We start from the raw sequence: 23,929 nt of genomic DNA, 5'->3' as shown, positions 1-23,929 counted from the left end.
TCCCCCCGGAAATCCCAGATTGCCGCCCGAGTATACCCGATCGCAGCGGCATTAAGAGAGGCGCTATCTGAAAACTTACCAGTCGGCGTAAGGTATCAGCGGCTGCGGCGGTAAATCCATGTCGCCCTGCCATCCGGCGGCGGAATACCGCACGTAGAGCAGGAAATGGCTGGGCGCATAATCTTTCGCCTGCTGGATATCAATCGCCGTGCCGACAAACCAGTTGGACGTGACGCGACGCTCAAGTAACGCCCGCGCCGTGTAGCCAAAGCCCTGACTGCTGCCGCCGGCGTTGGTCTGGCTGGCGGCATCCTCTTTCCAGTCCGTCGGGATCAGGTTCATCAGCGGATAACGCGGCATGGTTTTGGTGCGCGAATGCGACCACGAGCCAGACGCACCCAGCTCCCACGACCAGTTTTCCGTCCGCTCACGCCACATCACCGGTATGGCAAACGACAGGTATTCCTGCGGGCTGTAGTAACCGCCCTGACCGAGTGAGTACCCACTCAGGTCTTTGTCGTAATGCCAGATCATATTGTTCAGGCCAATGGTCACACGGCGATTATTCTGGTTGATGACCTTATAGTAATAGCCCGTCATCCAGCGCACGCGCCAGTTATCTTCGACATTTTTACCGGTTAACTGGTCGCCGCTAAGCGATGCCCAGACGCCGTTCGCTTCACCTTTATCGTAGCTCAGACTTAGCCCCACGCCATCGGCACGCACACCGCCCCATTTTTTCCCGGTATTACCCGGGGAGTCTTTCTGCCCGCCGAAGGCCAGCAAGGAACTGGAGATGGGGCGACGATGGGCGTTAACGGTGTAACCAAGCGGCCCGATATCGTCGCTGTAACTGATGCCGCCGACCACATCCACCACGTTGAAGCCCATCGGCGTGGTGCCGATATCCCAGCTCCAGACGTCATTTCGCCAGCCGACCGCCACGCTGGCGCCGGAATCTGACTGGCTGCGGTTGCCGCTACAGTCCTGCAACGTACAGGTGCCCCAGTTGTTATCCCATTTACCCTCAGCGTCGGCGGAAAAACTGCCGACGTTCATATTGACGAAATCACTGCGAAAGAACATCCGTCCGTCAAAATACGGTGCATCCACCTGCAACATGGTGGTGTGCGCTTTCAGGTCGGAGTAACCACCGGTGCCGCTCGAGCCCCAGTAATCGTGCTCAAGGGTGACGTTAAGATCCTGCTGGCGATAGAGATCTGCCGCATCGCTGCGCACGCCGCGCTTCAGCCAGTCATCTTTCTCGTCGTTACGGGTCAGACGGGTAAAGGTGTCGTTATCCTGCGGACGCGTCGGCGTCACACCGGATGCGACCATCGCGTCTTTGTAGGTTTCCAGCGCCTGCTTTGGCTCGCCCGCCTGCGCTTCAAACCTTGCACCATCACGCAGTACCATCGCACTTTCCATCGACGGCGGCTGAGATTTTGCCTGCGGGATCAGCTTGTTAAACGTCTGCTGCGCCGCTGCGGTGTCGCCAAGCTGCGCCTGTACCAGCGCCACGCGCCGCTGTGTATTCAGAGAGGTATTGTCAGTGGCGGGCAGTTTCGCCAGCTGGCTGCGTGCCGCCGCTTTGTCGCCGGCGGCGATATCCACTTCCGTCAGCCCAAGAATGGCATCAACGTTAGCTGGCTCCCGCGTCAGGACATTCTGATACGCCGCGCGGGCAGCGGTGTCATCACGTCGCTGCTGTGCCCAGTCGGCCAGGGTGAGGTCAATGCGCGTGGACGGTGGCTGCTGGCGCAGCATCGCTTCCGCTTCTGCCTCTTTACCGCTTTCACGCAGGCGGCTGGCGGTTTCCAGTACCTGATCGCTTTGCAGGCGGTTTGCCAGTTCCTGAATATTGCTGTTCCACTGCGCGCGCGGCAGGCTGTTGATATGCGCCAGCGCGGCTCTGTCCTGGTCGTGACCGGAAAGATACAGTCCGTAAGCGTAAACCTGCTCCGGGTCGTTCGGCTTCTGTTGCGCCAGGCTGCGCATTAACGTATCGGCCTGGCTGCGTTGCCCGGCCTGCCAGAGATCCTGCGAAAGCCGGTAAGTAATCCACACACTGCCGGGATCGAGCGCCAGACGCTGACGCTGAAGTGCTGCCGCCTGTGCCCATTTACCCTGATTTTCCAGTGCCTCCGCCTGCTGTGATAAGCGGTCGTTTTGCAGGCTGCGTTCGATGTCATCAACGCTGCGCCGCTGGCTGGCAGAAAGCGAGGCAATAAACGCTTCGGCTTTTTCCGGCGACTGCTGGCGATAAAGATTCGCCAGCCCGCGCACGGCGTTGGTGTTGCCGCTGTCCATACGCAAAGTCTGCTGATAATAGCGTTCGGCAGCGGGGTAATCTTTACGTGCCATCGCCACATCACCCAGCCCCAGTACCGCATAGCTGTCGGCGTTATCGACATTGCGCGCCTGCTGGAACAGGCGTTCTGCCCGGTCGGGATTATTGGCTTTCAGCGCAGCATCGCCCTGCTGGATCGCCAGCCAGTAGCGGTTCACCTTCAGCAGACTGTTCCATTTGTCGTTGTTGCTGCTGTTCGGATCCAGCGCGAGGGCTTTTTCCAGATTCGCCACCGCATTAGCGCGATCGGCATTCTGGGAATACGCCTGCCCCAGCGCCCCAAGGGCTTCACTGTCTTTCGGGTTAGCGCGCACCGCCTGTTGCAGTTCGGGAATGGCTTTACCTGCCATGCCTGAGTCCACAGCGGCTAAACCTTGCGCACGGGCGCGGAAATTAGGATCGGCCAGTTGCTTTTGTTGTTCTGCCAGTTGCGATTGCGCTGCCACCACATTATCGCCATCGCTAAAAACAGAGAGATATTTTTTCAGCGCCGACACGCTGGCGTCGCTGACGGGCATATCTTTTATCTGCCCGTACCAGATTTTAGAAGCCCCCTCGCGCCCGGCGTTAGATTTCGCCATTTGTTCCAGAACGGCAAAGCCTTCGTCACGCCGATCGCTACTAAACAGCAATAGCGCCAGATTGTTTTGCAGGCCCGTATTGCCCGGTGCATCCGCATTGATGCGTTTTAACTGATTAATCGCTTCGCCACGGCGAGCCGGAATTTTCGCCACCGTACTCCAGTACTCGACAGCAATGTCACCTTCCGGCGGCGCACCGTTGAACAGTTTGTTGTAACTCGCCACTGCTTCTTCCGCATGACCGGTCGTCGCCTGCAATCGTGCCTGTTGCAGTGCCTGGCGACCATCCGGCGTGGAAAGCAGCATTGTGGTACGCGATGATTTATACGCATTTGAACTCGGCGCTAATTGCGACAATCGTTCGAGTTGTTTTTGCGCACCATCAACATCGCCCTGACGTAACAGAGAACGGAAACGGGCGGCAACGACATCCGGGTTATTCGGATCAATAAGTTCCAGACGATACAGCGACTGCTGCACCAGGTCTTCGCGGTGGGTCGCTTCGCCCACACGAACCTGTTCCAGCAACTGTTGCTGGGCGGTTGGTGCCGCCTCGACCATCGGCATCACGGCCAGACCGAGGGAAAGCGTAAGAATATTTAGTGTGAATTTGCGCATTCCAGGCCCCAGTCAGGTAATAACTCACCTTTTGTCGAGAAGCGGAAACGGTGTTGATCCCAGCCTTGTCCAAACAGGGTCAACACGTAGTTGTAATAGGCATCGCTACCAGGAAAGTTATCTGCAATACGCTGACGCTGTACGGCCTGGGCATCACGATCCTGAAGAAATGGCAACATAGCCGCAGAAAAGCCGACTGGCCCTTTACCCTGCGCTTTACCCGTAGCGACATCAACTTTCTCCGGCGGATAGCCGTTTTTCTCGGTGAATGTCGCCATCGGTTTAAAACGGTTGAGCATCCGCGCTTTTTGCGGATCGCTGTCGGGCATCATGCCAACCCACATATAGACGCGAATAGCGTCGTAACTGCTGATCAGCGTTTTCTCTGGCTTTAACTGCCAGCCTTTGTCTTTCTCATAACGTACCCAGTCTGGCGAAAAGCCTTTCGGGGCGGTTTCCAGCAATAAACGTTGATTGGTTTCGCGCAACGTGGTCCACGGTGCGCCAAAGCGGGTGAAATACTGCGCCAGCGTCGGAGGCAGATAACTCGGGTTAAAACGCCAGGTGTTATTCTCGGCAAAGCCCACTTTGCCCGGTAACAGCATGGAACCCAGCCCCGGCACTGTCACCACTTCCTCTTGCGCAATGCGTTTTAACAACGCGCTGCCAATGTCAGTATAACGTTGCTCTTTCCACAATCGACCGGCCTCCAGCAGTGACCAGGCCATCCAGATATCACCGTCAGAGGCTGAGTTGCTGTCCAGCACTTCCCACTTCGCATTCTCTTTCTTGCCCCATAGCCAGGCGGGCAAATGCTCTTTTAACGAGCCCTGGGCAAGATTGTTCTGTGTCCAGTCGAGAAGGTTATCGAAAGCAGCACGGTCGTTAGCCGCCAGAGCAAAGAACATGCCGTAACTTTGCCCTTCGGAGGTGGTAATTTTGCGCGCATCACTGGGGTCAATGACGCGTCCCTCCTGACTGATGTAATCCTTTTTAAACTGCTCCCAGGCAGGCCAGGTACAGGTTGCCTGAACACTAAAGGCAGCCAGCAGCAGCATCGTCACGATTCCACTACGCAAAACATTCATCATCAATTACTCATTATCCGGGTTAAGACGACGACGGCTGATGATACGCAGCAGACGCCACAGTACCCAGGCCAGCAACACCACGCTGATTGCCGCCAGCACCGCCAACAGAATCGGGTGATTAGCCAGTGCATACCACAAACGTTCGAACCACGGCAGATGTCCAACGTAATAGATGTCGCCGACACGCAAACTGTTAACGCCAGATTCACGGATCACGGCTACCGAGCCGAACATGGTGGCGCGTTTGCCGCTATCGTTCACCGCATCGTTAAGCATTTCGTAACCGCGCGGACTGTCAGCCAGGAGAGCAATCACGCTGCGCTGGTCGTTATACGGTGACTGGAAGCCAATCACCGCAGCCATCGCGCCGGAAGAGGTCAGCGTTGACTGAGTTTCTGCCGCACGGTCGTTTTCGTCCGGCACAATGCCGGGGAATGGCGTCTGGCGCATTGGCGTTTTCACCCAGCTTTCGGTGGCCTGTACCAGCATGTCAATCTGCTTGTCGTCTTTTAATTTGTCCGGGATACCACCGACGATCATGATGTCGGCATCTTTACCCTGAATGGTGCTGCCATCATCGGTCACGGTCAGGTTAATCGCCGGGAAGCCCGTCTGCGCGCCGATAAAGCCAACGGTATTTAGCAGCGTTTCCATCTGTGCTTCGTTGGGCGCTTTCGGCATTACGGTGATGGTTTGCGACAGATCCGCCATCCGGCTGAACGGGAAGCCCGCATTGGCAAACGCGCGCAGATCCGGCATCGGGATGAAGTGGTAATACTTCGAGAAGTCGATGGTAGAGTCGTCGCCAATCACCACATGGTTCTGCACCGGCTGGAAGGTAATACAGTTATCCACCGATCCGCCCGGCATCGGGTTCATGTACTCAAAGTCGAAGCGCAGCTGGTTGGTCGCCCCCAGCTTCAACGCCGGAATAGAGACATCCGTTTTGCCGTCCAGCAAACCTTGTAATACCGGAATACGCAGCAGCAGGCGGTTCGCCTCCTGTTTGCTACTCAGGTTAAATGATTGCAGGAACTGGTTGTTCAGGCTGATATCCATCCGCGAGCTGTCTTTCACCGGCGGCATGGTGTAGCGATAGTTGATATCCATATCAATACCGGTACTGCGCATCAGGTAGAGATCTGGCGGCAGATTTAGCGAAACGTTAATCGCTGCTGGTTCCAGACCGCTGGACTGTAACTGCTCTTCATAGGTTTTTAGTTCGCCAAAGGTGACAGGACGATCGGTACGCACCCAGTTCGGCGCATCGTATGGCTTACGCGGCAGCAGCGGTTTGACTTCATTCACCACTACGCTATCGCCACGGAACAAAATATTGCCCTGGGCGATACCTTTCGCTGCCTGCAACAGGTCTTTGTCGTCACGACCAAACACGACCAGCAGTTTGACGTAAGGATTTTCCGGGTGGTTGATCATCTCAATCACCGGGGCTTTTACCGCCGGATGATCGCGCAGGAAGTCCGGGCGTTTGTCGTTAGTCGCAAAAACAATCGCATTGCGATCGGGAAGCTGGTTATAGAGTACCGAGAAGTTCTGCCCACGCCAGCCGGAACGGGAACCAAACCACGAGGCAACAATGGCGGAAGCCTGTTGCAGAGCAACATCCGGCGCGCCCGCAAAGACCATCGGTAAGGTGTTAGCACGGTTATCGCGTGGGTCAAAGAACGGAATCGGGAAGTGCGACAGGTCATTCTTCACATTCAGTGATTGATACGTCAGATCCAGTCCACTACTGCGCCCGACATCCAGCCAAAGTGTGGTGCTGGCCGGGTTTTCGCACACATCCTGATAATGACCGACAAACTCCAGCCGCACGCGGTTGAAGTCGGTAATAAACAGCGGGTTAATCGGCATTTGCGCCAGCGTCTTTTTACCCAACTGCTCTTTAGTCACTGGCAGCACGCCCATCAGTTCATCATTGAGATAAACCTTTAACTGCGACTGAACTGGCAGCAATGACGGCGATGGCGTGTATTCGAGATTGAGCATCGCCTTCGTCACCACTTCGTCGCTGCGCATACCAAACTCAATGCTGCCGTTCGGGTTGATACCACGCAGCACCATGCTACCCGGCGGCGGCGCGATTTGCGCAAAGGTCAGCTTCACATCACGCGAAGAGCCGTTCTGCGCGAGGACTGGCGCATCCGCTCCCTGCACGCCCGGCATCACCTGCCCCACCTGCGGATTTTGTTCCGTCTGGGCAGGAACAACTGGCTCAGCATTGATCAGTGGTTGCGTTGCTGGCGTCGCCTGCGTCATAAAAGAGGGGAATGCGCTCATCCCCATTGCCACTGCACAAATCCAGAATAGTTTTCTTTTCATCGCGTTATCATCATTGTTGAGCCAAAGCCTGATCCGATGGTTGTACCGTTTCGCTCCGCTCCGGGCGGCGCGGAATGAACGAAACAACCCAGGAAACCAGAGAAGTCAGCGCACGGAAAATACCCTTCACTGAAGAAGGTGCAAATTCCGCCAGATGGCGGTAGCCACGGAAGCCGAGCTTCAGAATATCCAGCAGACTTTCCAGCGGCTTATCTTCCGGGTAGCTGTCCTGCCAGAGCGCCCATGTATCCGCACGGGCAAACGTACACTGCACAAAATCGATATGTTGCTGGGTGGTGAGCGGCATCAATTGCAGCCCGACTTCGTTACCCATCACGCGTGCCACCTGGGTCGGGAAGACGTATTCCTGTTGACCGCGTTTGAGCAGCAGATTCACTTTCTGCCCTTCGAGGATCTGCGCCTGACCGTGGATTTTGATCCCCAGCCCACCGTCGGAGAAGTCCTGAACCGTGCAGGAGAAAAGGTGACCATCTTCGCGGGCAATTGCCGCTGGCATCGTCATCTCAACACGATGCGAACGACGAACCTGTTTACTTTCAACCGATACCGCTACCGCGCCGCCGAGAATAATCAGGTTGTAGAACACCCACACCATACTGACGACAACGGTAAGCATTTCGGTTGGCGGACCATAGAAGTAACGCCAGATGCCAACAGCGACACCAACCAGGTTGAGCAGCACGAGGAAGATGTACGGTCTCGAGATCACCCAATCGACATACTCTTCCTCTACCAGGCCCCCTTTGGCGGTGACGTTAAATTTGCCTTTGTGCGGATTAATCAGCGCCACCAGCGTCGGTGGTGCGATATACCATGCCAGCACTGTTTCGTAGATTTCACTCCAGAATGAGTGGCGATATTTGCCCTGAATCTTCGAGTTAGTCAGGCTGGCGTGGATCATGTGCGGCAGCACAAACAGTGCGATCATCAACGCAGGTGCGTAAATGATATAGGCATGAAGCAGCAGGAACGCCAGCGGCGCAGTCAGGAAGATCAGCCGTGGAATGCCCGACAAGAAATGGAACATGGCGTTGACGTAGCACAGCCGTTGCGCGAACTTCAGCCCTTTACCGGTGAGCGGGTTATCAAGGCGGAAGATTTGCACCATCCCGCGCGCCCAGCGAATACGCTGACCGATATGCGCCGACAGACTTTCGGTCGCCAGCCCCGCCGCCTGCGGAATGCGCATATACGCGGAGGTGTAGCCACGACGGTGCAAACGCAAAGAAGTGTGCGCATCTTCGGTTACCGTTTCGACGGCAATACCGCCAATCTCATCCAGCGGTTTACGGCGGATCACCGCACAAGAACCGCAGAAGAAAGTGGCATCCCACATATCGTTGCCATCCTGCACCAGACCGTAGAACAGCGTGCCTTCGTTCGGCGTTTTACGAAAACGCCCCAGGTTGCGTTCAAACGGGTCCGGCGAGAAGAAGTGATGCGGCGTCTGCATCATCGCCAGTTGTTTTTCTTTCAGGAACCAGCCCATGGTCATTTGCAGGAACGAGCGCGTTGGCACGTGGTCGCAGTCGAAAATCGACACAAACTCGCCTTTGGCATATTTCAGCGCATTGTTGATATTGCCCGCTTTCGCATGTTCATGAGTGGTACGGGCGATATATTTCACCCCTACGTTTTGTGCAAACTGGCGAAACTCCTCCCTGCCACCGTCATCGAGGATCCAGATATTTAGCTTATCTTTCGGCCAGTCGATACCCAGCGAGGCATAGATAGTGTTTTTCACCACGCTGAGATCTTCGTTGTACGTCGGCACAAAAATATCCACCGACGGCCATAGCGACATATCTTTCGGCAACGGCACTGGCTGACGATTCAACGGCCATACAACCTGGAAGTAGCCAAGTACCAGCACAATCCATGCGTAGGTTTCAGCGAACAGCAGAATTAAGCCGCACACCAGACTGACCGGATCATCCCAGTTCAGCGTAGAGGTGTAGCGCCACCAGATATAACGGCACGAGACAGTGAGCGACAGCACAATCAGCATCAGTGCAGAGAAGCGTCCCGGCATTCGCCGTACCATTAATGCCACACCCCACAGCAACATCAGGAAGATAAACTGCGACAGTGGGTTAAACGGCTGGGTGACGCAAATCAGCGCCAGAATCAGCGAGAATGTCACAATGATGCCAAGAATAAAACGCCGCGCTCCGGCGCTCAGATGTCCCAGCTCTTTTTTCTCATCAAGATGTTGCGTGTTATGGCTGAAGCGAGCCGGCAATTCATCCATCCATTGATGATAACGCCCACGAATATTCTGCAAGCGTGAAAACGACCGCCAGCGCGGTTTCGGCGTTTCTCTGCGCGAAGCACTGATCAGCAACCAGCAGGTCTGGATGACATAGCGCACAGGATCCAACGGACGCGGGCGCGAGGCGTTGATATGAGGGAACAGGATTTTATGTTGCGCACGAATACGCTGCCAGCGCGGGTGCTCCAGCGGAATAAAAATCCAGGCAAGGATCAGCCAGAAACAGCCGAGCGTCGCGCTGAAAGGCGACGCGCCATGACGACGATATTCCCGATAACGCCCAATAAGACGTGCGTTAACCGGCGGGATAAGCAACCACCGGGTCAGGATACTCATGATGCGCTCCCGACTGGCGTTTTCAGCCCGGAATAGTTCAACAGACACCAGTTCGCCAGCGTCAGAATTTCTTCTGCCGCCAACGCATCGCTACGGTATTCGCCCAACGGTTGTTTCGCCGCCAGACATTCAGCCATCGCTTCATCACGATGGATCAACATTGGCAACAAGCGCCGCTGGCTTTGCAACCATAGCTGATAAATATCGTCCTGAACCTGGCTGCCTACACGAAAATCATTAATCAAAATATGCGCGCCAGCGGGCAGTGCCTGCTGATGCAGCCGAATATGACAGTTAGCATCCACGTTGACGATTGCCAGGCTGTGATCGCACAGGCTCATGATTTGATGCGTTATCTGCGAGGCGTCGCGTGGTAAATCGATCAAAATCCATTGATAACGCCCGCTGGTCTTTAGTTGCTGAATACCGCTACAAATCTCGCCCAGCCGTGTTTGCCAGTGCTGGGGATTTTCGTGTTCTTCGAGAGTCAGTTGACCAAAGGGCAGCAGATCGAGCTGCGAGGTATAGCGTAGCCCGGCATCACGCCAGTCCTGGCCATCCAGCATGGCTCTTGCCCAGCCCTGGCGGTGAGAAAAATCAACGTTGAATGACAGGCGCAGCAAATTGTCCGGGCAGGCATCCACCAGCAGGACATTTTCTCCCAACATTTGCAATGACCAGCCTAACGCGGCAGTGATCGTTGTCGTTCCCACGCCACCCCGCATCCCCTGCAATCCCAGAACGGCCATTCACCACACCCCTACTTTTTTTGCGCAAACTCAGCCAGCAACGGCCAACGTTTTAATGCCGCAGCCAACTGCTCTCGTTGGGAAATATCGGCATAATCAATATCAGGCAGTGAAAAAGCCTGTTTTAACGCCAAAATATCATTCTGGAAGATATAGCCTATCGCGGGATCAGGCAGAATATCGGGTTCGTTGTTATTCATTATGGTTGATCCCTATAAAATAAACATATTACACAGCAAGACAATTTCGCCGCTTTATTGCTTATGGCAGCACAGAAACCCGCTCATTTTTTGACTTTCCGTTACGCAACAGAAAAACTAAAAAACGAAAAGGCTGATATCACAAGGTTTCTGTCCTGTTAAATTGATTCACATGCTAAATCTGATAAGTTTTAATTTCAATGGTAGGTTTATTTCTTAGCTTTCGCTAGTAAACTGATAATCAGACAAAATGGCGACTTGAGGGACACTGTGGACCCCGTATTCTCTATCGGTATCTCATCCTTATGGGATGAGCTGCGACATATGCCAGCAGGCGGCGTCTGGTGGTTTAACGTCGATCGTCAAGAAGATGCTATTAGCCTGGTGAATCAAACGATGGCTTCTCAAGCTGAAACCGCGCAAGTCGCGGTCATTAGCATGGATAGCGATCCCGAGAAAATTTTCAAATTAGATGATTCTCAAGGACCAGAAAAAATAAAATTATTTTCAATGCTAAATCATGAAAAAGGTCTATACTATTTGCCCCGTGATTTACAATGTTCAGTTGTTCCCAATAATTACCTGTTCATTCTTGTTTGCGCAAATAACGCATGGCAAAACATTCCTGCCGAGCACCTTCGCCTATGGCTGGAAAAAATGAATAAATGGTGCAGGCTAAACCATTGTTCACTGCTGGTAATTAATCCCGGAAATAATAACGATAAACAATTTTCATTGTTACTGGAGGAGTACCGTTCGCTTTTTGGACTTGCCAGTTTGCGTTTTCAGGGCGATCAGCATCTGCTGGATATTGCTTTTTGGTGTAACGAAAAAGGCGTCAGCGCCCGTCAGCAACTGACCGTCCAGCATCAAAATGGCGTCTGGGCGTTAGTTCAGCGCGAAGAGGCGGAGATCCAACCACGCAGCGATGAAAAACGTATTCTCAGTAATATTGCCGTACTGGAAGGCGCGCCACCGCTATCGGAACACTGGAAGCTATTCGACAATAACGAAACGCTGTTCAATGAAGCGCGTACCTCTCAGGCCGCGACGGTCGTGTTCTCTTTGCAGCAAAATGGGCAAATTGAACCGCTGGCCCGCAGTATTCATACATTGCGTCGCCAGCGTGGTAGCGCGTTGAAAATCCTCGTGCGGGAAAATATTGCCAGCCTGCGCGCCACCGACGAACGTTTACTGTTGGCCTGCGGCGCAAATATGGTCATTCCATGGAACGCCCCGCTCTCTCGCTGTCTGACAATGATTGAAAGCGTGCAGGGACAGAAGTTCAGCCGCTATGTACCGGAAGATATCACCACGCTGTTGTCGATGACTCAGCCGATTAAACTGCGGGGGTTCCAGAAGTGGGATGTATTCTGTGACGCGGTCAATAATATGATGAATAACACCCTGTTACCCGCTCACGGGAAAGGCGTTCTGGTGGCTTTGCGCCCGGTGCCTGGCATTCGCGTTGAACAAGCTCTGACGCTGTGTCGCCCTAATCGTACCGGCGATATTATGACGATTGGCGGCAATCGACTGGTGCTGTTCCTCTCTTTCTGCCGGATTAACGATCTGGATACCGCATTGAATCATATTTTCCCACTACCTACTGGCGACATTTTCTCTAACCGCATGGTCTGGTTTGAAGATGACCAAATCAGCGCCGAGCTGGTGCAAATGCGTTTACTCGCCCCGGAACAATGGGGGATGCCGCTGCCTTTAACGCAGGGTTCCACGCCAGTCATCAATGCCGAACACGATGGTCGCAACTGGCGACGCATACCTGAACCACTGCGATTATTGGATGATGCTGTGGAGCGTTCATCATGATGACCATCAGCGATATCATTGAAATTATTATCGTTTGCGCACTGATATTTTTCCCGCTGGGCTATCTGGCGCGGCATTCTCTGCGGCGTATTCGTGACACTTTGCGTTTGTTATTTGCTAAACCTCGTTATGTAAAACCGGCCGGTACATTACGCCGTGCGGAAAAAGCCAGGGCAATCAAAAAATGACTCAATTTACCCAAAACACCGCTATGCCTTCTTCCCTCTGGCAATACTGGCGCGGCCTTTCTGGCTGGAACTTATATTTTCTGGTCAAATTTGGCCTGTTATGGGCGGGATATCTTAACTTCCATCCGCTGCTTAACCTGGTGTTTGCTGCGTTCCTGCTAATGCCTATTCCGCGCTATAGCCTACACCGTCTACGCCACTGGATAGCCCTGCCAATCGGTTTTGCATTGTTCTGGCACGACACCTGGCTGCCAGGCCCGGAAAGTATCATGAGTCAGGGTTCGCAAGTGGCTGGTTTCAGTAGCGATTATTTAATCGACCTCGTTACTCGCTTTATTAACTGGCAGATGATCGGAGCCATTTTTGTATTGTTAGTGGCGTGGTTGTTCCTGTCACAATGGATTCGTATCACCATATTTGTCGTCGCTATTCTGGTATGGTTGAACGTACTTACGCTGGCTGGACCAAGTTTCTCCCTGTGGCCAGCCGGTCAACCGACCACGACGGTGACAACGACGGGCGGTAATGCAGCGGCAACGGTCGCAGCCGCAGGTGGTACGCCGGTGGTGGGTGATATGCCTGCGCAAACCGCGCCGCCGACAACGGCGAATCTTAATGCATGGCTGAATAATTTCTATAACGCCGAAGCGAAACGTAAATCGACCTTCCCATCCGCGCTTCCGGCAGATGCACAGCCATTTGAATTGCTGGTCATCAACATCTGCTCACTCTCCTGGTCGGACATTGAGGCTGCCGGGTTAATGTCGCATCCGTTATGGTCGCATTTCGATATTGAGTTCAAGAAATTCAACTCTGCGACCTCATACAGCGGCCCGGCGGCGATTCGTCTGCTGCGCGCCAGTTGTGGGCAAACTTCGCACACCAATCTGTATCAACCAGCCAATAATGACTGCTATCTGTTCGATAACTTGTCAAAACTGGGCTTTACCCAGCATCTGATGATGGGGCATAACGGTCAATTCGGCGGCTTCCTGAAAGAAGTGCGCGAAAATGGCGGTATGCAGACAGAATTGATGGATCAAACGAATCTACCGGTTATTTTGCTGGGCTTTGATGGTTCGCCAGTTTATGACGATACCGCCGTACTTAACCGCTGGCTGGAATTTACTGAAAAAGATAAAAACTCCCGTAGCGCCACGTTCTACAACACGCTCCCTCTGCATGATGGCAACCATTATCCTGGCGTCAGTAAAACAGCGGACTATAAAGCGCGGGCGCAGAAGTTCTTTGATGAACTGGATGCATTCTTTACCGAGCTGGAGAAATCTGACCGTAAAGTAATGGTGGTGGTCGTACCAGAACATGGCGGCGCGCTGAAAGGCGACAGAATGCAGGTATCTGGCCTACGTGATATCCCTAGTCCATCAATCACTGATGTCCCCGTTGGCGTGAAATTCTTCGGCATGAAGGCACCACATCAGGGGGCTCCGATTGTCATCGACCAACCAAGCAGTTTCCTGGCAATTTCTGATCTGGTTGTTCGCGTTCTCGACGGTAAAATTTTCACCGAAGACAATGTTGACTGGAAAAAACTCACCAGCGGATTGCCACAAACAGCACCGGTATCCGAGAACTCAAACGCGGTGGTGATTCAATATCAGGATAAACCGTACGTTCGCCTGAACGGCGGCGATTGGGTGCCATACCCGCAGTAAACGCGAAAAAGGCCGCAGAGTTTACCCCTGCGGCCTGGTCCGGGCGCAAATTGCCATTACGGCAGCCTGACACCCGCATGACACGTTACTTCCGCTTATTCAGCCAGTTCACGATCAGGCTGGCGAGAATGCCAGCAATGACCGGAGCCGCTAAATCGTGCCAGAAGGCCATGCCTAACTGCGCGAACGTCATATAGCCGCCTGTGTTGTAATGACAACGTTTCGCGGCTATTCTTGAATGGTCTAGATGCAAGAATGGCCCCCGTGATGTTGTCAGGTATATACCTGCAACGTGCGGGGGTTTTCTCTCTCCAGCAACCAATGCCACCAGGGATAAAGCCCCCGCAACATTGCGCCTCACCGGACTCTTCCGGCTTGAGGCTGATTCTACGACTGTTTTTCTGCTTCGAAATCCATCACTTCTTCACTCTGTGCTGTGCATTCCGCAGAATATTACCGGCTTGCAACCATTGCATTTTTCTTACGAAAAAGGCCGCAGAGTTTCACCTCTGCGGCCTGGTCCGGGCGCAAATTGCCATTACGGCAGCCTGACGCCCACATAGCATGTTACTTCCGCTTATTCAGCCAGCTCACGATCAGGCTGGCGAGAATGCCAGCAATGACCGGAGCCGCTAAATCGTGCCAGAAGGCCATGCCTAACTGCGCGAACGTCATATAGCCGCCTGTGTTGTAATGACAACGTTTCGCGGCTATTCTTGAATGGTCTAGATGCAAGAATGGCCCCCGTGATGTTGTCAGGTATATACCTGCAACGTGCGGGGGTTTTCTCTCTCCAGCAACCAATGCCACCAGGGATAAAGCCCCCGCAACATTGCGCCTCACCGGACTCTTCCGGCTTGAGGCTGATTCTACGACTGTTTTTCTGCTTCGAAATCCATCACTTCTTCACTCTGTGCTGTGCATTCCGCAGAATATTACCGGCTTGCAACCATTGCATTTTTCTTACGAAAAAGGCCGCAGAGTTTCACCTCTGCGGCCTGGTCCGGGCGCAAATTGCCATTACGGCAGCCTGACGCCCACATAGCATGTTACTTCCGCTTATTCAGCCAGCTCACGATCAGGCTGGCGAGAATGCCAGCAATGACCGGAGCCGCTAAATCGTGCCAGAAGGCCATGCCTAACTGCGCGAACGTCATATAGCCGCCTGTGTTGTAATGACAACGTTTCGCGGCTATTCTTGTATTGTTTGGATTCAAGAATGGCCCCCGTGATGTTGTCAGGTATATACCTGCAACGTGCGGGGGTTTTCTCTTTCCAGCAACTAATGCCACCAGGGATAAAGCCCCCGCAACATTGCGCCTCACCGGAACCCTCCGGCTTGCCGCTGATTCTACGACTGTTTTTCTGTTCCGGAATCCGTCACGTCTTCACTCTGTGCTGCGCATTCCGCAGAATATTATCCGCTTGCAATCGTTGCATTTTTCTTACGAAAAAGGCCGCAGAGTTTCACCCCTGCGGCCTGGTCCGGGCGCAAATTGCCATTACGGCAGCCTGACGCCCGCATGACACGTTACTTCCGCTTATTCAGCCAGTTCACGATCATACTGGCAAGAATGCCAGCAATGACCGGAGCCGCTAAATCATACCAGAAGGCCATGCCCAGTTCTGCGAGCGTCATATAGCCGCCTGTGTTGTAATGACAACGTTTCGCGGCTATTCTTGAATGGTCTAGAGTCAAGAATGGCCCCCGTGATGTTGTCAGGTGCATACCTGCAACGTGCGGGGGTTTTCTCTTTCCAGCAACCAATGCCACCAGGGATAAAGCCCCCGCAACATTGCGCCTCACCGGAACCCTCCGGCTTGCGACAGATTCTACTGACGCTTTCTGCCCCTGGCACCTGCCTGTTTTTCACTTTGCGCGATACATTCCAGCTTATTTTCATGTTTGCAGAATTTTCACTTTACGCATTACCCGCGATCTGACACCAGGCTGGTAGTGAAATGCGCAATTTTGTAGAATTGCGCCTCCTCGCGATTCTCCCCGGTGAATCTGTTGCCTCATTCTTAGCACACTGCGTATTCGACTTCTCCGCCTGTTGCGCAAGAGAAACGGGGGATAACCATCTTTGCGGGGCTGACTTCTTTCTGGACAGGACTTTATGCAGGACAACACATTACAACTACGCGATCAAAAATTACCATTTACGCGATATGACTTCGGCTGGGTTTTATTATGCATAGGAATGGCAATTGGTGCCGGAACGGTGCTGATGCCAGTACAAATTGGGCTAAAGGGAATTTGGGTATTTATTACCGCCGCCATTATTGCTTATCCGGCAACCTGGGTAGTGCAGGATATTTATTTAAAGACACTATCTGAAAGTGACTCCTGTAATGACTACACCGATATTATCAGTCATTACCTGGGGAAGAACTGGGGAATATTCCTCGGCGTTATCTACTTTTTGATGATTATCCACGGGATTTTTATCTATTCCCTCTCCGTGGTTTTCGACAGCGCCTCGTACCTGAAAACCTTCGGTTTAACCGATGCCGATCTTTCTCAATCTCTATTTTATAAAGTCGCCATTTTCGCCGTACTGGTGGCGATTGCGTCTGGTGGTGAACGATTACTGTTTAAGATTTCTGGGCCAATGGTGTTGGTCAAAGTAGGGATTATTGTCGTGTTCGGTTTTGCGATGATCCCGCACTGGAATTTCGCCAATATAACCGCGTTCCCACAAGCCTCCGTCTTCTTCCGCGACGTTCTGCTTACTATTCCTTTTTGCTTCTTTTCTGCGGTATTTATTCAGGTGCTTAACCCGATGAATATTGCCTATCGTAAACGGGAAGCGGATAAAGTACTGGCAACTCGGCTCGCGCTGCGTACCCACCGGATTAGTTATATCACGCTCATCGCGGTGATCCTGTTTTTTGCCTTTTCGTTTACCTTCTCAATTAGCCACGAAGAAGCCGTTTCTGCCTTTGAACAAAATATCTCGGCACTGGCGCTGGCCGCGCAGGTGATCCCTGGGCATATCATTCATATCACCTCTACGGTGCTGAATATCTTTGCCGTACTGACCGCATTCTTTGGCATTTATCTCGGTTTCCACGAGGCCATTAAAGGCATTATTCTCAATCTGTTAAGCCGAATTATTGATACCAAGAAAATTAACTCACGCATGCTGACTCTGGCGATCTGCGCTTTTATCGTCATTACGTTGACGATTTGGGTTTCGTTTCGTGTATCGGTGCTGGTGTTCTTTCAGTTGGGAAGCCCGTTATATGGCATTGTGTCGTGCCTCATTCCGTTTTTCCTGATCTATAAAGTCGCACAACTGGAAAAACTTCGCGGATTTAAAGCCTGGCTGATTCTGCTGTACGGCATTTTGCTATGCTTGTCGCCACTGTTGAAGCTGATTGAGTAAACCGGAGCGCATGGCCCCGGTTTTGTGAGTTAACGCTGCGGATTTTCATCCTGATCAACAGCAAAACAAGCGACCAGTTGACCGCCGTAGTCTTTTAGCTGCGGCTGCAACTGGGTGCAGGGGCCGAAGCGCCGACGACAGCGGGCGTTGAAGGCGCACCCCGGCGGTGGATTCAGCGGGCTTGGCAGTTCACCGGTGAGCTTGATGCGCTCGCGGCGATCGTCCGGATTCAGGCGCGGCGTCGCGGAAAGTAGCGCCTGAGTGTACGGATGGCGCGGGTTATTGAAGATTTGGTCTTTCGTTCCCTTCTCCACGCAGCGGCCCAGGTACATCACCATCACTTCATCAGCAATGTGCTCCACCACCGACAGGTCGTGGGAGATAAAGACATAAGAAAGCCCCAGTTCCTGCTGCAAATCCATCATTAGATTCAGCACCTGCGCACGCACTGAGACGTCCAGCGCAGAAACCGGCTCATCGGCAATCACCACATCCGGGTCGAGCATCAGACCTCGGGCAATGGCGATACGCTGACGCTGACCGCCGGAGAACATGTGCGGATAGCGGTCGTAATGCTCGGTTTTCAGGCCGACTTTCGCCATCATCGACAAGGCTTTTTCCCGACGCTGTTCTTTGCTTAAGCTGGTGTTAATAAGCAGCGGCTCTTCGAGAATTTGCCCAACTTTTTTACGCGGATTCAGCGAACCGTAGGGATTCTGGAATACGATCTGGATTTTCTGCCGACGCAGCTTCTGCGCCTGCGGATCGTGCTTAAGCAGATCCTGCCCCTGGTAATACAGTTCACCACCGGTAGGTATTTCGATCATCGTCAGCAATCGACCAAGGGTCGATTTACCACAGCCAGATTCACCTACTACCGCCAGCGTTTTGCCACGTTCAAGGGTAAATGAAACGCCATCCAGCGCCTTCACCAGACGTTCCGGCGCAAACATGCCTTTCTTCACCGGGTAATGTTTTTTCAGGTCGATAGCCTGCAACAGCGGTTGTTGCGAGGTGGCCTCTTGCGTACTCATAGTGTGGGCCTCCCGGCATCATCAAGTGGGTAATGGCATTTGGACTGACGCCCGTCAGCGAGCATATTCAGCGCCGGTTCTTCGGCGCGGCATTTGTCAGTCGCGTAGGGGCAGCGCGGGTTAAGCAGGCAGCCGTTCGGGCGGTCATACTTGCCTGGAACGACACCTGGCAACGACGCCAGACGTTCTTTGTCCTGAGCAAATTCCGGCAGCGCACGCAGCAATGCCTGAGTATACGGGTGACGCGGCGCACGGAAGATGGCGTGAGCATCACCCGTTTCCACCACCTGGCCTGCATACATCACGATGATTTTATGCGCCGCTTCCGCCACCAGCGCCAGGTCATGGGTGATCAACACCAGCGCCATGTTCTCTTTCTGCTGTAGCTCCAGCAGCAGTTCGATGATTTGCGCCTGAATGGTCACGTCCAGCGCGGTGGTCGGTTCATCGGCAATCAGCAGTTTTGGCCGACAGGCAATCGCCATGGCGATCATCACGCGCTGGCTCATTCCGCCGGAAAGCTGATGCGGGTAAACATCCAGACGCGACGCCGGATCGGGAATACCGACCTGATTCAACAGGTCAATCGCCCGCTGACGGCGGGTACTTTTGTTACCGCCCTGATGCACCTTAATCGCTTCCATAATCTGGAAACCCACGGTGTAGCACGGGTTGAGACTGGTCATCGGGTCCTGGAAGATCATCGCTACTTCGGCACCCACCAGATTGCGGCGCTCTTTTTCCGATATACGCTGCAAATCCTGGCCGTTAAATTCCAGCTTTTCCGCCATCACGCGGCCCGGATAATCAATCAGCCCCATAATCGCCAGTGAACTGACCGATTTACCCGAACCGGATTCACCCACAATCCCGACCACTTCGCCCTGTTTCACGCTGTAGCTGATGCGGTCTACAGCGCGGAATGGTGCGCTTTCGTCACCGAAATGCACCGATAATTTATCTATATTTAATAACGCCATCTCGAACCTCTTACTGCTTCAGTTTGGGATCGAGCGCGTCACGCAGACCGTCACCCATCAGGTTAAATGCCAGCACCGTCAGCAGGATCGCCAGACCAGGGAAGGTCACGACCCACCAGGCGCTTTGCGCAAACTGCAACACGTCGGAGAGCATGGTGCCCCACTCCGGCGTTGGCGGTTGTGCCCCCATGCCGAGGAAACCAAGAGCAGCCATATCGAGAATGGCGTTAGAGAAACCGAGCGACGCCTGGACAATCAGCGGCGCAAGGCAGTTGGGAAGAATATTGATAAACATCTGCCGCAGCGCCCCGGCTCCCGCCACGCGGGAAGCGGTCACGTAGTCGCGGTTCACCTCCACCAGCACGGCAGCGCGAGTTAAGCGGACATAGTGCGGCAAGGCAACGAAGGTCAGCGCCAGCGCGGCGTTACCAATCGACGGGCCGAAGATAGCCACCAGCACCAGCGCCAGCAGCAGGCTTGGCAGCGCCAGCATGATATCGACCACGCGCATGATGATGTTATCGACCAGGCCGCCGAAGTAACCGGCGATCAGGCCGAGAATAACGCCCATAATCAGCGATAACACCACCACCAGACAACCGACCAGCAGCGACAAGCGTGCGCCGTACATCAGGCGCGACATCACATCGCGACCGACGTCATCAGTGCCCAGCAAGTGCGCCATGCTGCCGCCTTCCTGCCAGGCTGGCGGGGCGAGCAGCGCATCGCGGAACTGTTCCGCCGGGTTATAGGGTGCAATCCAGTTGGCAAAGATCGCGATAAACAGCACGATGACGACATAAACCAGTCCGACGACCGCGCCTTTGTTACGTTTAAAATAGTGCCAGAACTCCTGTAAAGGGGTCATCGGCACCGGTGCAGTAATCACTTTATTTTCAGTAACCTGTGACATGATGTTCCCTTACTTCTTATGACGAATACGCGGGTTCACCACGCCGTACAGCAGATCGACCAGCAGGTTGACGAGGATAATCATCGTCGCCACCAGCAATACGCCGCCCTGCACTACCGGATAGTCGCGGCGTTGCAGTGCGTCAATCAACCAGCGCCCCAGACCGGGCCACGAGAAGATGGTTTCGGTCAGAATCGCCCCCGCCAGCAGCGTCCCTACCTGTAGGCCAATAACGGTTACCACCGGCAGCATGGCGTTACGCAGCGCATGGACGATAATCACCCGCATCCGGGTCAATCCCTTGGCACGCGCGGTGCGGATGTAATCCTCGCCCAGCACTTCCAGCATCGAGGAGCGCGTCATACGAACGATAACCGCCAGCGGAATTGTGCCCAGCACCATCGCAGGTAAGATCATATGCGCGACGGCGTCGATAAAGTTGCCGTCTTCACCCCAGATGGCGGTGTCGATCAACATAAAACCGGTTAACGGATTGGAATCATCAAGGAACACCATGTCGCTCACGCGACCGGAGACCGGCGTCAGGTTCCAGTGCACCGAAACCAGCATGATCAGCATCATGCCCCACCAGAAGATTGGCATTGAGTAACCGGTCAGTGCCAGACCAACCGCCGTGTGATCGAAAATGGAACCACGTTTAACCGCAGCCAGCACACCAACCGGAATGCCGACTGCCGTAGCAAAAATCATCGCGCAGACGCCAAGTTCCAGCGTGGCCTGGAAGCGCGGCACGAACTCTTCCCAAACCGGGATGCGGCTTTTCATCGAAATGCCTAAATCACCGTGCATAACGCCCCAAATATAGTGGAGGTACTGCTGCCACATCGGTTTATCTAAACCGAGTTCAGCCAGCAGCTGTGCGTGACGCTCTGGGGAGATCCCACGTTCGCCCGCCATGATCATCACCGGATCGCCGGGGATCATGTGGACAAAGGCAAAAGTGAGAAGGGTAATACCGATAAACGTGGGGATGACGAGTCCCAAACGTCGGAGAATAAACTGCAACATAACCCGGATTCTCTATAGTGACCCACAGCCTGGAACTGCGTGTCTGTATTGCTCACAAATCAATTCCTGCCCTTGTCTGACAGGGAATGAAGTATTGCTGCCGGATGGCGCTGCACGCAGAGGAACAGCACCACCGGGTATGGCTTTTAATTATTCAATAGAGACGTTTTCGAAGTGATGTTTGCCTAATGGATCAACCACATAGCCTTTAACTTCTTTGCGTACCGGTTCAAATACAGTGGAGTGAGCGATGATCAGTGCCGGAGCCTGATCGTGCATCACTACCTGTGCTTGTTTGTACAGTTCAACGCGCTTGTTGTGGTCGTCGGTGGCACGCGCCGGTTGAATCAGATCTTCAAACGGTTTGTAGCACCATTTTGAGTAGTTGGAGCCTTGTTCAGAGGCGGCACAGCTGAACAGGGTGGCGAAGAAGTTATCCGGATCCCCGTTGTCGCCAGTCCAGCCCATCATTACCGTCTGATGCTCGCCATCTTTCGCGCGCTTGAGGTACTCACCCCATTCGTAGGTGACGATTTTGGCCTGCACGCCGACTTTCGCCCAGTCCGCCTGAATCATCTCCGCCATGCGGCGAGCATTCGGGTTATATGGACGTTGTACCGGCATCGCCCACAGGTCGATGGAGAAACCTTTTTCCAGACCGGCTTCTTTCAGCAAGGCTTTCGCTTTTTCAGGATCATAGGTGTAATCCTGAACGTCGTCGTTATAGCCCCACATGGTTGGCGGGATCAGGTTTTTCGCTGCTACACCCGCGCCCTGATAAACCGCTTTGATGATCGCGTCTTTGTTCACCGCGTAGGTCAGAGCCTGGCGAACTTTCACATCATCCAGTGGTTTTTTCTGCACGTTATACGAGAGATAACCGACGTTCAGCCCCGGCATTTCCATCAGGTTGATGGATTTATCCTGCTTCATGCGGGCAATATCTGCCGGGTTCGGGTACGGCATCACCTGGCATTCATTTTTCTGCAATTTCGCGTAACGCACGGAAGCGTCAGGAGTAATAGAGAAGACCAGCGTGTCGATCTGCGGTTTGGTGCCCCAGTAGCCATCAAACGCTTTGTAGCGAATACGGGAATCTTTTTGATACTGCTGTAACTGGAACGGGCCGGTGCCGATGGGGTTGAGGTCCAGTTTTTCCGGCGTACCGGCTTTCATCATCGCGTCAGCATATTCTTTTGACAGAATAGAGGCGAAGTCCATTGCCAGGTCAGCGAGGAACGGCGCTTCCGGGCGAGTCAGCACGAACTGAACGGTGTTATCGTCCACCTTTTTCACTTCGCTGATCAACTCCGGCAAGCCCATGCCTTCGAAGTATTCGTAGCTGCCGCCAGAGACTTTATGGTATGGGTTTTGCACGTTTTTCTGACGATCAAACGAGAACACCACGTCATCGGCGTTCAGTTCGCGCGTCGGTTTGAATTCTTTATTGTCATGCCACTTCACACCTTTACGCAGATGGAAGGTATAGGTTTTACCGTCTTCGCTGATTTCCCACTTTTCAGCGAGGCCCGGGATCACTTCGGTGGTGCCGATTTTAAATTCAACCAGGCGGTTATAAAGCGGTACGGAAGAGGCGTCATAGGTGGTGCCGGAGGTAAACAGCTGCGGGTTAAACCCTTCTGGCGAACCTTCTGAGCAATAAACCAGAGTTTTAGCCTGAACACTTGCTGCGACGGTCATAGCCACCAGGCTGAGACCAAGCTTCAGCATCCCTGACTTTTTCAAGGAAATACGCATTATTCTGCTCCAATTGTGATGTTTGTTGTTTTAACCCTTTGCAGTGGGTTGTCGCTGCCTGACCTTTTTTGTTTTTTGCCCGGTCGGGTCAACGTTATGAGGTGGGGATGCCGTACTAATTAACATCAGTGTAACAGTGCGGATCCTCCATAAAATGCCCCTCGTGACCTACAATCTGTCAACAGAATGTGAAAACGTCAATACAGCCAACCGGGATTTACACCAACGGTGAGAATCCACAAACAAAGATTAAAAAAACTTCAAACCGCTATTTGCAGCAGAGAAATTTGTGCTACTCCAACATAACCAGAACAATAACCTTAATATTTAGCAACAATTGGTGATTAAGTTTTATGCATTTAATGAAAAAAATCTGAGGAAAAGGTGGATATCTGAGCGATTAATACCATGAACGCTAAAACGCACAGCGGAAAATGCCAGCGCCAGCCATAAGTAACGCAATAATAGATTTAAGCAAATATAAAAAAAGACAATGGTTTCTGTCACAAATCCGTTAATGGATAGTGAGATATGGGGCGCAAATTTGGCAGGGAAATGTGTGATGTGG

At 53.3% G+C, this 23,929-nt stretch carries 19 protein-coding genes; 4 read left to right on the top strand and 15 right to left on the bottom strand.

From position 1 onward, the window contains the following. Positions 1-75 precede the first annotated feature (75 nt). From bcsC to bcsR, 6 genes are read right to left on the bottom strand one after another with little or no spacing between them, the layout of a single operon-like run. The gene (gene bcsC / locus WES_RS19880) at positions 76-3,549 is read right to left on the bottom strand and encodes a cellulose synthase complex outer membrane protein BcsC (RefSeq protein ID WP_016235146.1); all 3,474 of its coding nucleotides are present in this window, start codon (positions 3,547-3,549) and stop codon (positions 76-78) included. Next, positions 3,531-4,637: a cellulose synthase complex periplasmic endoglucanase BcsZ gene (gene bcsZ / locus WES_RS19885; protein ID WP_024195083.1), complete on the bottom strand. Its 1,107-nt coding sequence runs from the start codon at positions 4,635-4,637 to the stop codon at positions 3,531-3,533. Before bcsZ ends, bcsC begins: the two co-directional genes overlap by 19 nt. Before the next feature lie 6 nt (positions 4,638-4,643). Continuing rightward, positions 4,644-6,983 (bottom strand): cellulose biosynthesis cyclic di-GMP-binding regulatory protein BcsB, encoded by a 2,340-nt coding sequence (gene bcsB / locus WES_RS19890; RefSeq protein ID WP_024195082.1) that lies wholly within the window; start codon positions 6,981-6,983, stop codon positions 4,644-4,646. A gap of 10 nt (positions 6,984-6,993) precedes the next feature. Continuing rightward, positions 6,994-9,612: a UDP-forming cellulose synthase catalytic subunit gene (gene bcsA, locus WES_RS19895; RefSeq protein WP_000025927.1), complete on the bottom strand. Its 2,619-nt coding sequence runs from the start codon at positions 9,610-9,612 to the stop codon at positions 6,994-6,996. Next, positions 9,609-10,361, bottom strand: a complete 753-nt coding sequence (bcsQ, locus tag WES_RS19900) for a cellulose biosynthesis protein BcsQ (RefSeq protein ID WP_000279494.1) — start codon at positions 10,359-10,361, stop codon at positions 9,609-9,611. The genes bcsA and bcsQ overlap by 4 nt, the downstream gene beginning before the upstream one ends. Positions 10,362-10,372: 11 nt before the next feature. Then, positions 10,373-10,561 carry a cellulose biosynthesis protein BcsR gene (gene bcsR / locus WES_RS19905; protein ID WP_001063311.1) on the bottom strand — a complete coding sequence of 63 codons (189 nt, stop codon included), beginning with the start codon at positions 10,559-10,561 and terminating at the stop codon, positions 10,373-10,375. A 258-nt stretch (positions 10,562-10,819) separates the two neighbouring features. Here bcsR and bcsE point away from each other — a divergent pair, with 258 nt between their 5' ends. Genes bcsE through bcsG form a run of 3 tightly spaced genes read left to right on the top strand, consistent with a single transcriptional unit; the run spans position 10,820 to position 14,255 of the window. Beyond that, the gene (gene bcsE / locus WES_RS19910) at positions 10,820-12,391 is read left to right on the top strand and encodes a cellulose biosynthesis c-di-GMP-binding protein BcsE (protein ID WP_077637387.1); all 1,572 of its coding nucleotides are present in this window, start codon (positions 10,820-10,822) and stop codon (positions 12,389-12,391) included. Beyond that, on the top strand, positions 12,388-12,579 hold the full coding sequence (bcsF, locus tag WES_RS19915) for a cellulose biosynthesis protein BcsF (RefSeq protein WP_000988301.1): 192 nt from the start codon (positions 12,388-12,390) through the stop codon (positions 12,577-12,579). The genes bcsE and bcsF overlap by 4 nt, the downstream gene beginning before the upstream one ends. Further along, on the top strand, positions 12,576-14,255 hold the full coding sequence (gene bcsG, locus WES_RS19920; RefSeq protein ID WP_016160027.1) for a cellulose biosynthesis protein BcsG: 1,680 nt from the start codon (positions 12,576-12,578) through the stop codon (positions 14,253-14,255). Before bcsF ends, bcsG begins: the two co-directional genes overlap by 4 nt. Positions 14,256-14,340: 85 nt before the next feature. Here bcsG and WES_RS23435 read toward each other — a convergent pair whose 3' ends face one another. The 4 genes from WES_RS23435 to WES_RS23425 form a co-directional block, all read right to left on the bottom strand. Continuing rightward, complete coding sequence (locus WES_RS23435) at positions 14,341-14,448, bottom strand: type I toxin-antitoxin system toxin Ldr family protein (RefSeq protein WP_016160028.1); 108 nt, start codon at positions 14,446-14,448, stop codon at positions 14,341-14,343. Between the two features lie 374 nt (positions 14,449-14,822). Then, on the bottom strand, positions 14,823-14,930 hold the full coding sequence (locus WES_RS23865; RefSeq protein WP_000141666.1) for a type I toxin-antitoxin system toxin Ldr family protein: 108 nt from the start codon (positions 14,928-14,930) through the stop codon (positions 14,823-14,825). 374 nt (positions 14,931-15,304) lie between these two features. After that, positions 15,305-15,412, bottom strand: coding sequence for a type I toxin-antitoxin system toxin Ldr family protein (locus WES_RS23860; protein ID WP_000141666.1), 108 nt, complete (start codon positions 15,410-15,412; stop codon positions 15,305-15,307). Between the two features lie 374 nt (positions 15,413-15,786). Further along, entirely contained in the window at positions 15,787-15,894 is a 108-nt protein-coding gene (locus WES_RS23425) for a type I toxin-antitoxin system toxin Ldr family protein (protein WP_016160029.1), read from the bottom strand. A 481-nt stretch (positions 15,895-16,375) separates the two neighbouring features. Here WES_RS23425 and WES_RS19925 point away from each other — a divergent pair, with 481 nt between their 5' ends. Further along, positions 16,376-17,647: an SLC5/6 family protein gene (locus WES_RS19925; protein WP_016160030.1), complete on the top strand. Its 1,272-nt coding sequence runs from the start codon at positions 16,376-16,378 to the stop codon at positions 17,645-17,647. Between the two features lie 29 nt (positions 17,648-17,676). On the opposite strand, the gene dppF is transcribed toward WES_RS19925, so the two are convergent. From dppF to dppA, 5 genes are all read right to left on the bottom strand, one after another. Then, complete coding sequence (dppF, locus tag WES_RS19930) at positions 17,677-18,681, bottom strand: dipeptide ABC transporter ATP-binding subunit DppF (RefSeq protein ID WP_016160031.1); 1,005 nt, start codon at positions 18,679-18,681, stop codon at positions 17,677-17,679. Continuing rightward, the gene (dppD, locus tag WES_RS19935) at positions 18,678-19,661 is read right to left on the bottom strand and encodes a dipeptide ABC transporter ATP-binding protein (protein WP_001196445.1); all 984 of its coding nucleotides are present in this window, start codon (positions 19,659-19,661) and stop codon (positions 18,678-18,680) included. Before dppD ends, dppF begins: the two co-directional genes overlap by 4 nt. Positions 19,662-19,671: 10 nt before the next feature. Further along, positions 19,672-20,574 carry a dipeptide ABC transporter permease DppC gene (gene dppC / locus WES_RS19940; RefSeq protein ID WP_000084683.1) on the bottom strand — a complete coding sequence of 301 codons (903 nt, stop codon included), beginning with the start codon at positions 20,572-20,574 and terminating at the stop codon, positions 19,672-19,674. Between the two features lie 9 nt (positions 20,575-20,583). Next, entirely contained in the window at positions 20,584-21,603 is a 1,020-nt protein-coding gene (gene dppB / locus WES_RS19945; RefSeq protein WP_000938857.1) for a dipeptide ABC transporter permease DppB, read from the bottom strand. Between the two features lie 150 nt (positions 21,604-21,753). Further along, the gene (gene dppA / locus WES_RS19950) at positions 21,754-23,361 is read right to left on the bottom strand and encodes a dipeptide ABC transporter substrate-binding protein DppA (RefSeq protein WP_016160032.1); all 1,608 of its coding nucleotides are present in this window, start codon (positions 23,359-23,361) and stop codon (positions 21,754-21,756) included. Positions 23,362-23,929 lie beyond the last annotated feature (568 nt).

It is taken from the genome of Escherichia sp. KTE31, from assembly GCF_000407925.1.
GTDB lineage: Bacteria > Pseudomonadota > Gammaproteobacteria > Enterobacterales > Enterobacteriaceae > Escherichia > Escherichia ruysiae.
The sequence above is the reverse complement of the archived record's forward strand: the minus strand, read 5'-3'. Positions and strand labels throughout refer to the sequence as shown.

What these genes read in the sequence shown, in the direction of transcription:
- bcsC (WP_016235146.1), bottom strand. Translation starts at nt 3,549, where the DNA reads ATGCGCAAATTCACACTAAATATTCTTACGCTTTCCCTCGGTCTGGCC.
- bcsZ (WP_024195083.1), bottom strand. Translation starts at nt 4,637, where the DNA reads ATGAATGTTTTGCGTAGTGGAATCGTGACGATGCTGCTGCTGGCTGCC.
- bcsB (WP_024195082.1), bottom strand. Translation starts at nt 6,983, where the DNA reads ATGAAAAGAAAACTATTCTGGATTTGTGCAGTGGCAATGGGGATGAGC.
- bcsA (WP_000025927.1), bottom strand. Translation starts at nt 9,612, where the DNA reads ATGAGTATCCTGACCCGGTGGTTGCTTATCCCGCCGGTTAACGCACGT.
- bcsQ (WP_000279494.1), bottom strand. Translation starts at nt 10,361, where the DNA reads ATGGCCGTTCTGGGATTGCAGGGGATGCGGGGTGGCGTGGGAACGACA.
- bcsR (WP_001063311.1), bottom strand. Translation starts at nt 10,561, where the DNA reads ATGAATAACAACGAACCCGATATTCTGCCTGATCCCGCGATAGGCTAT.
- bcsF (WP_000988301.1), top strand. Translation starts at nt 12,388, where the DNA reads ATGATGACCATCAGCGATATCATTGAAATTATTATCGTTTGCGCACTG.
- bcsG (WP_016160027.1), top strand. Translation starts at nt 12,576, where the DNA reads ATGACTCAATTTACCCAAAACACCGCTATGCCTTCTTCCCTCTGGCAA.
- WES_RS23435 (WP_016160028.1), bottom strand. Translation starts at nt 14,448, where the DNA reads ATGACGTTCGCGCAGTTAGGCATGGCCTTCTGGCACGATTTAGCGGCT.
- WES_RS23865 (WP_000141666.1), bottom strand. Translation starts at nt 14,930, where the DNA reads ATGACGTTCGCGCAGTTAGGCATGGCCTTCTGGCACGATTTAGCGGCT.
- WES_RS23860 (WP_000141666.1), bottom strand. Translation starts at nt 15,412, where the DNA reads ATGACGTTCGCGCAGTTAGGCATGGCCTTCTGGCACGATTTAGCGGCT.
- WES_RS23425 (WP_016160029.1), bottom strand. Translation starts at nt 15,894, where the DNA reads ATGACGCTCGCAGAACTGGGCATGGCCTTCTGGTATGATTTAGCGGCT.
- WES_RS19925 (WP_016160030.1), top strand. Translation starts at nt 16,376, where the DNA reads ATGCAGGACAACACATTACAACTACGCGATCAAAAATTACCATTTACG.
- dppF (WP_016160031.1), bottom strand. Translation starts at nt 18,681, where the DNA reads ATGAGTACGCAAGAGGCCACCTCGCAACAACCGCTGTTGCAGGCTATC.
- dppD (WP_001196445.1), bottom strand. Translation starts at nt 19,661, where the DNA reads ATGGCGTTATTAAATATAGATAAATTATCGGTGCATTTCGGTGACGAA.
- dppC (WP_000084683.1), bottom strand. Translation starts at nt 20,574, where the DNA reads ATGTCACAGGTTACTGAAAATAAAGTGATTACTGCACCGGTGCCGATG.
- dppB (WP_000938857.1), bottom strand. Translation starts at nt 21,603, where the DNA reads ATGTTGCAGTTTATTCTCCGACGTTTGGGACTCGTCATCCCCACGTTT.
- dppA (WP_016160032.1), bottom strand. Translation starts at nt 23,361, where the DNA reads ATGCGTATTTCCTTGAAAAAGTCAGGGATGCTGAAGCTTGGTCTCAGC.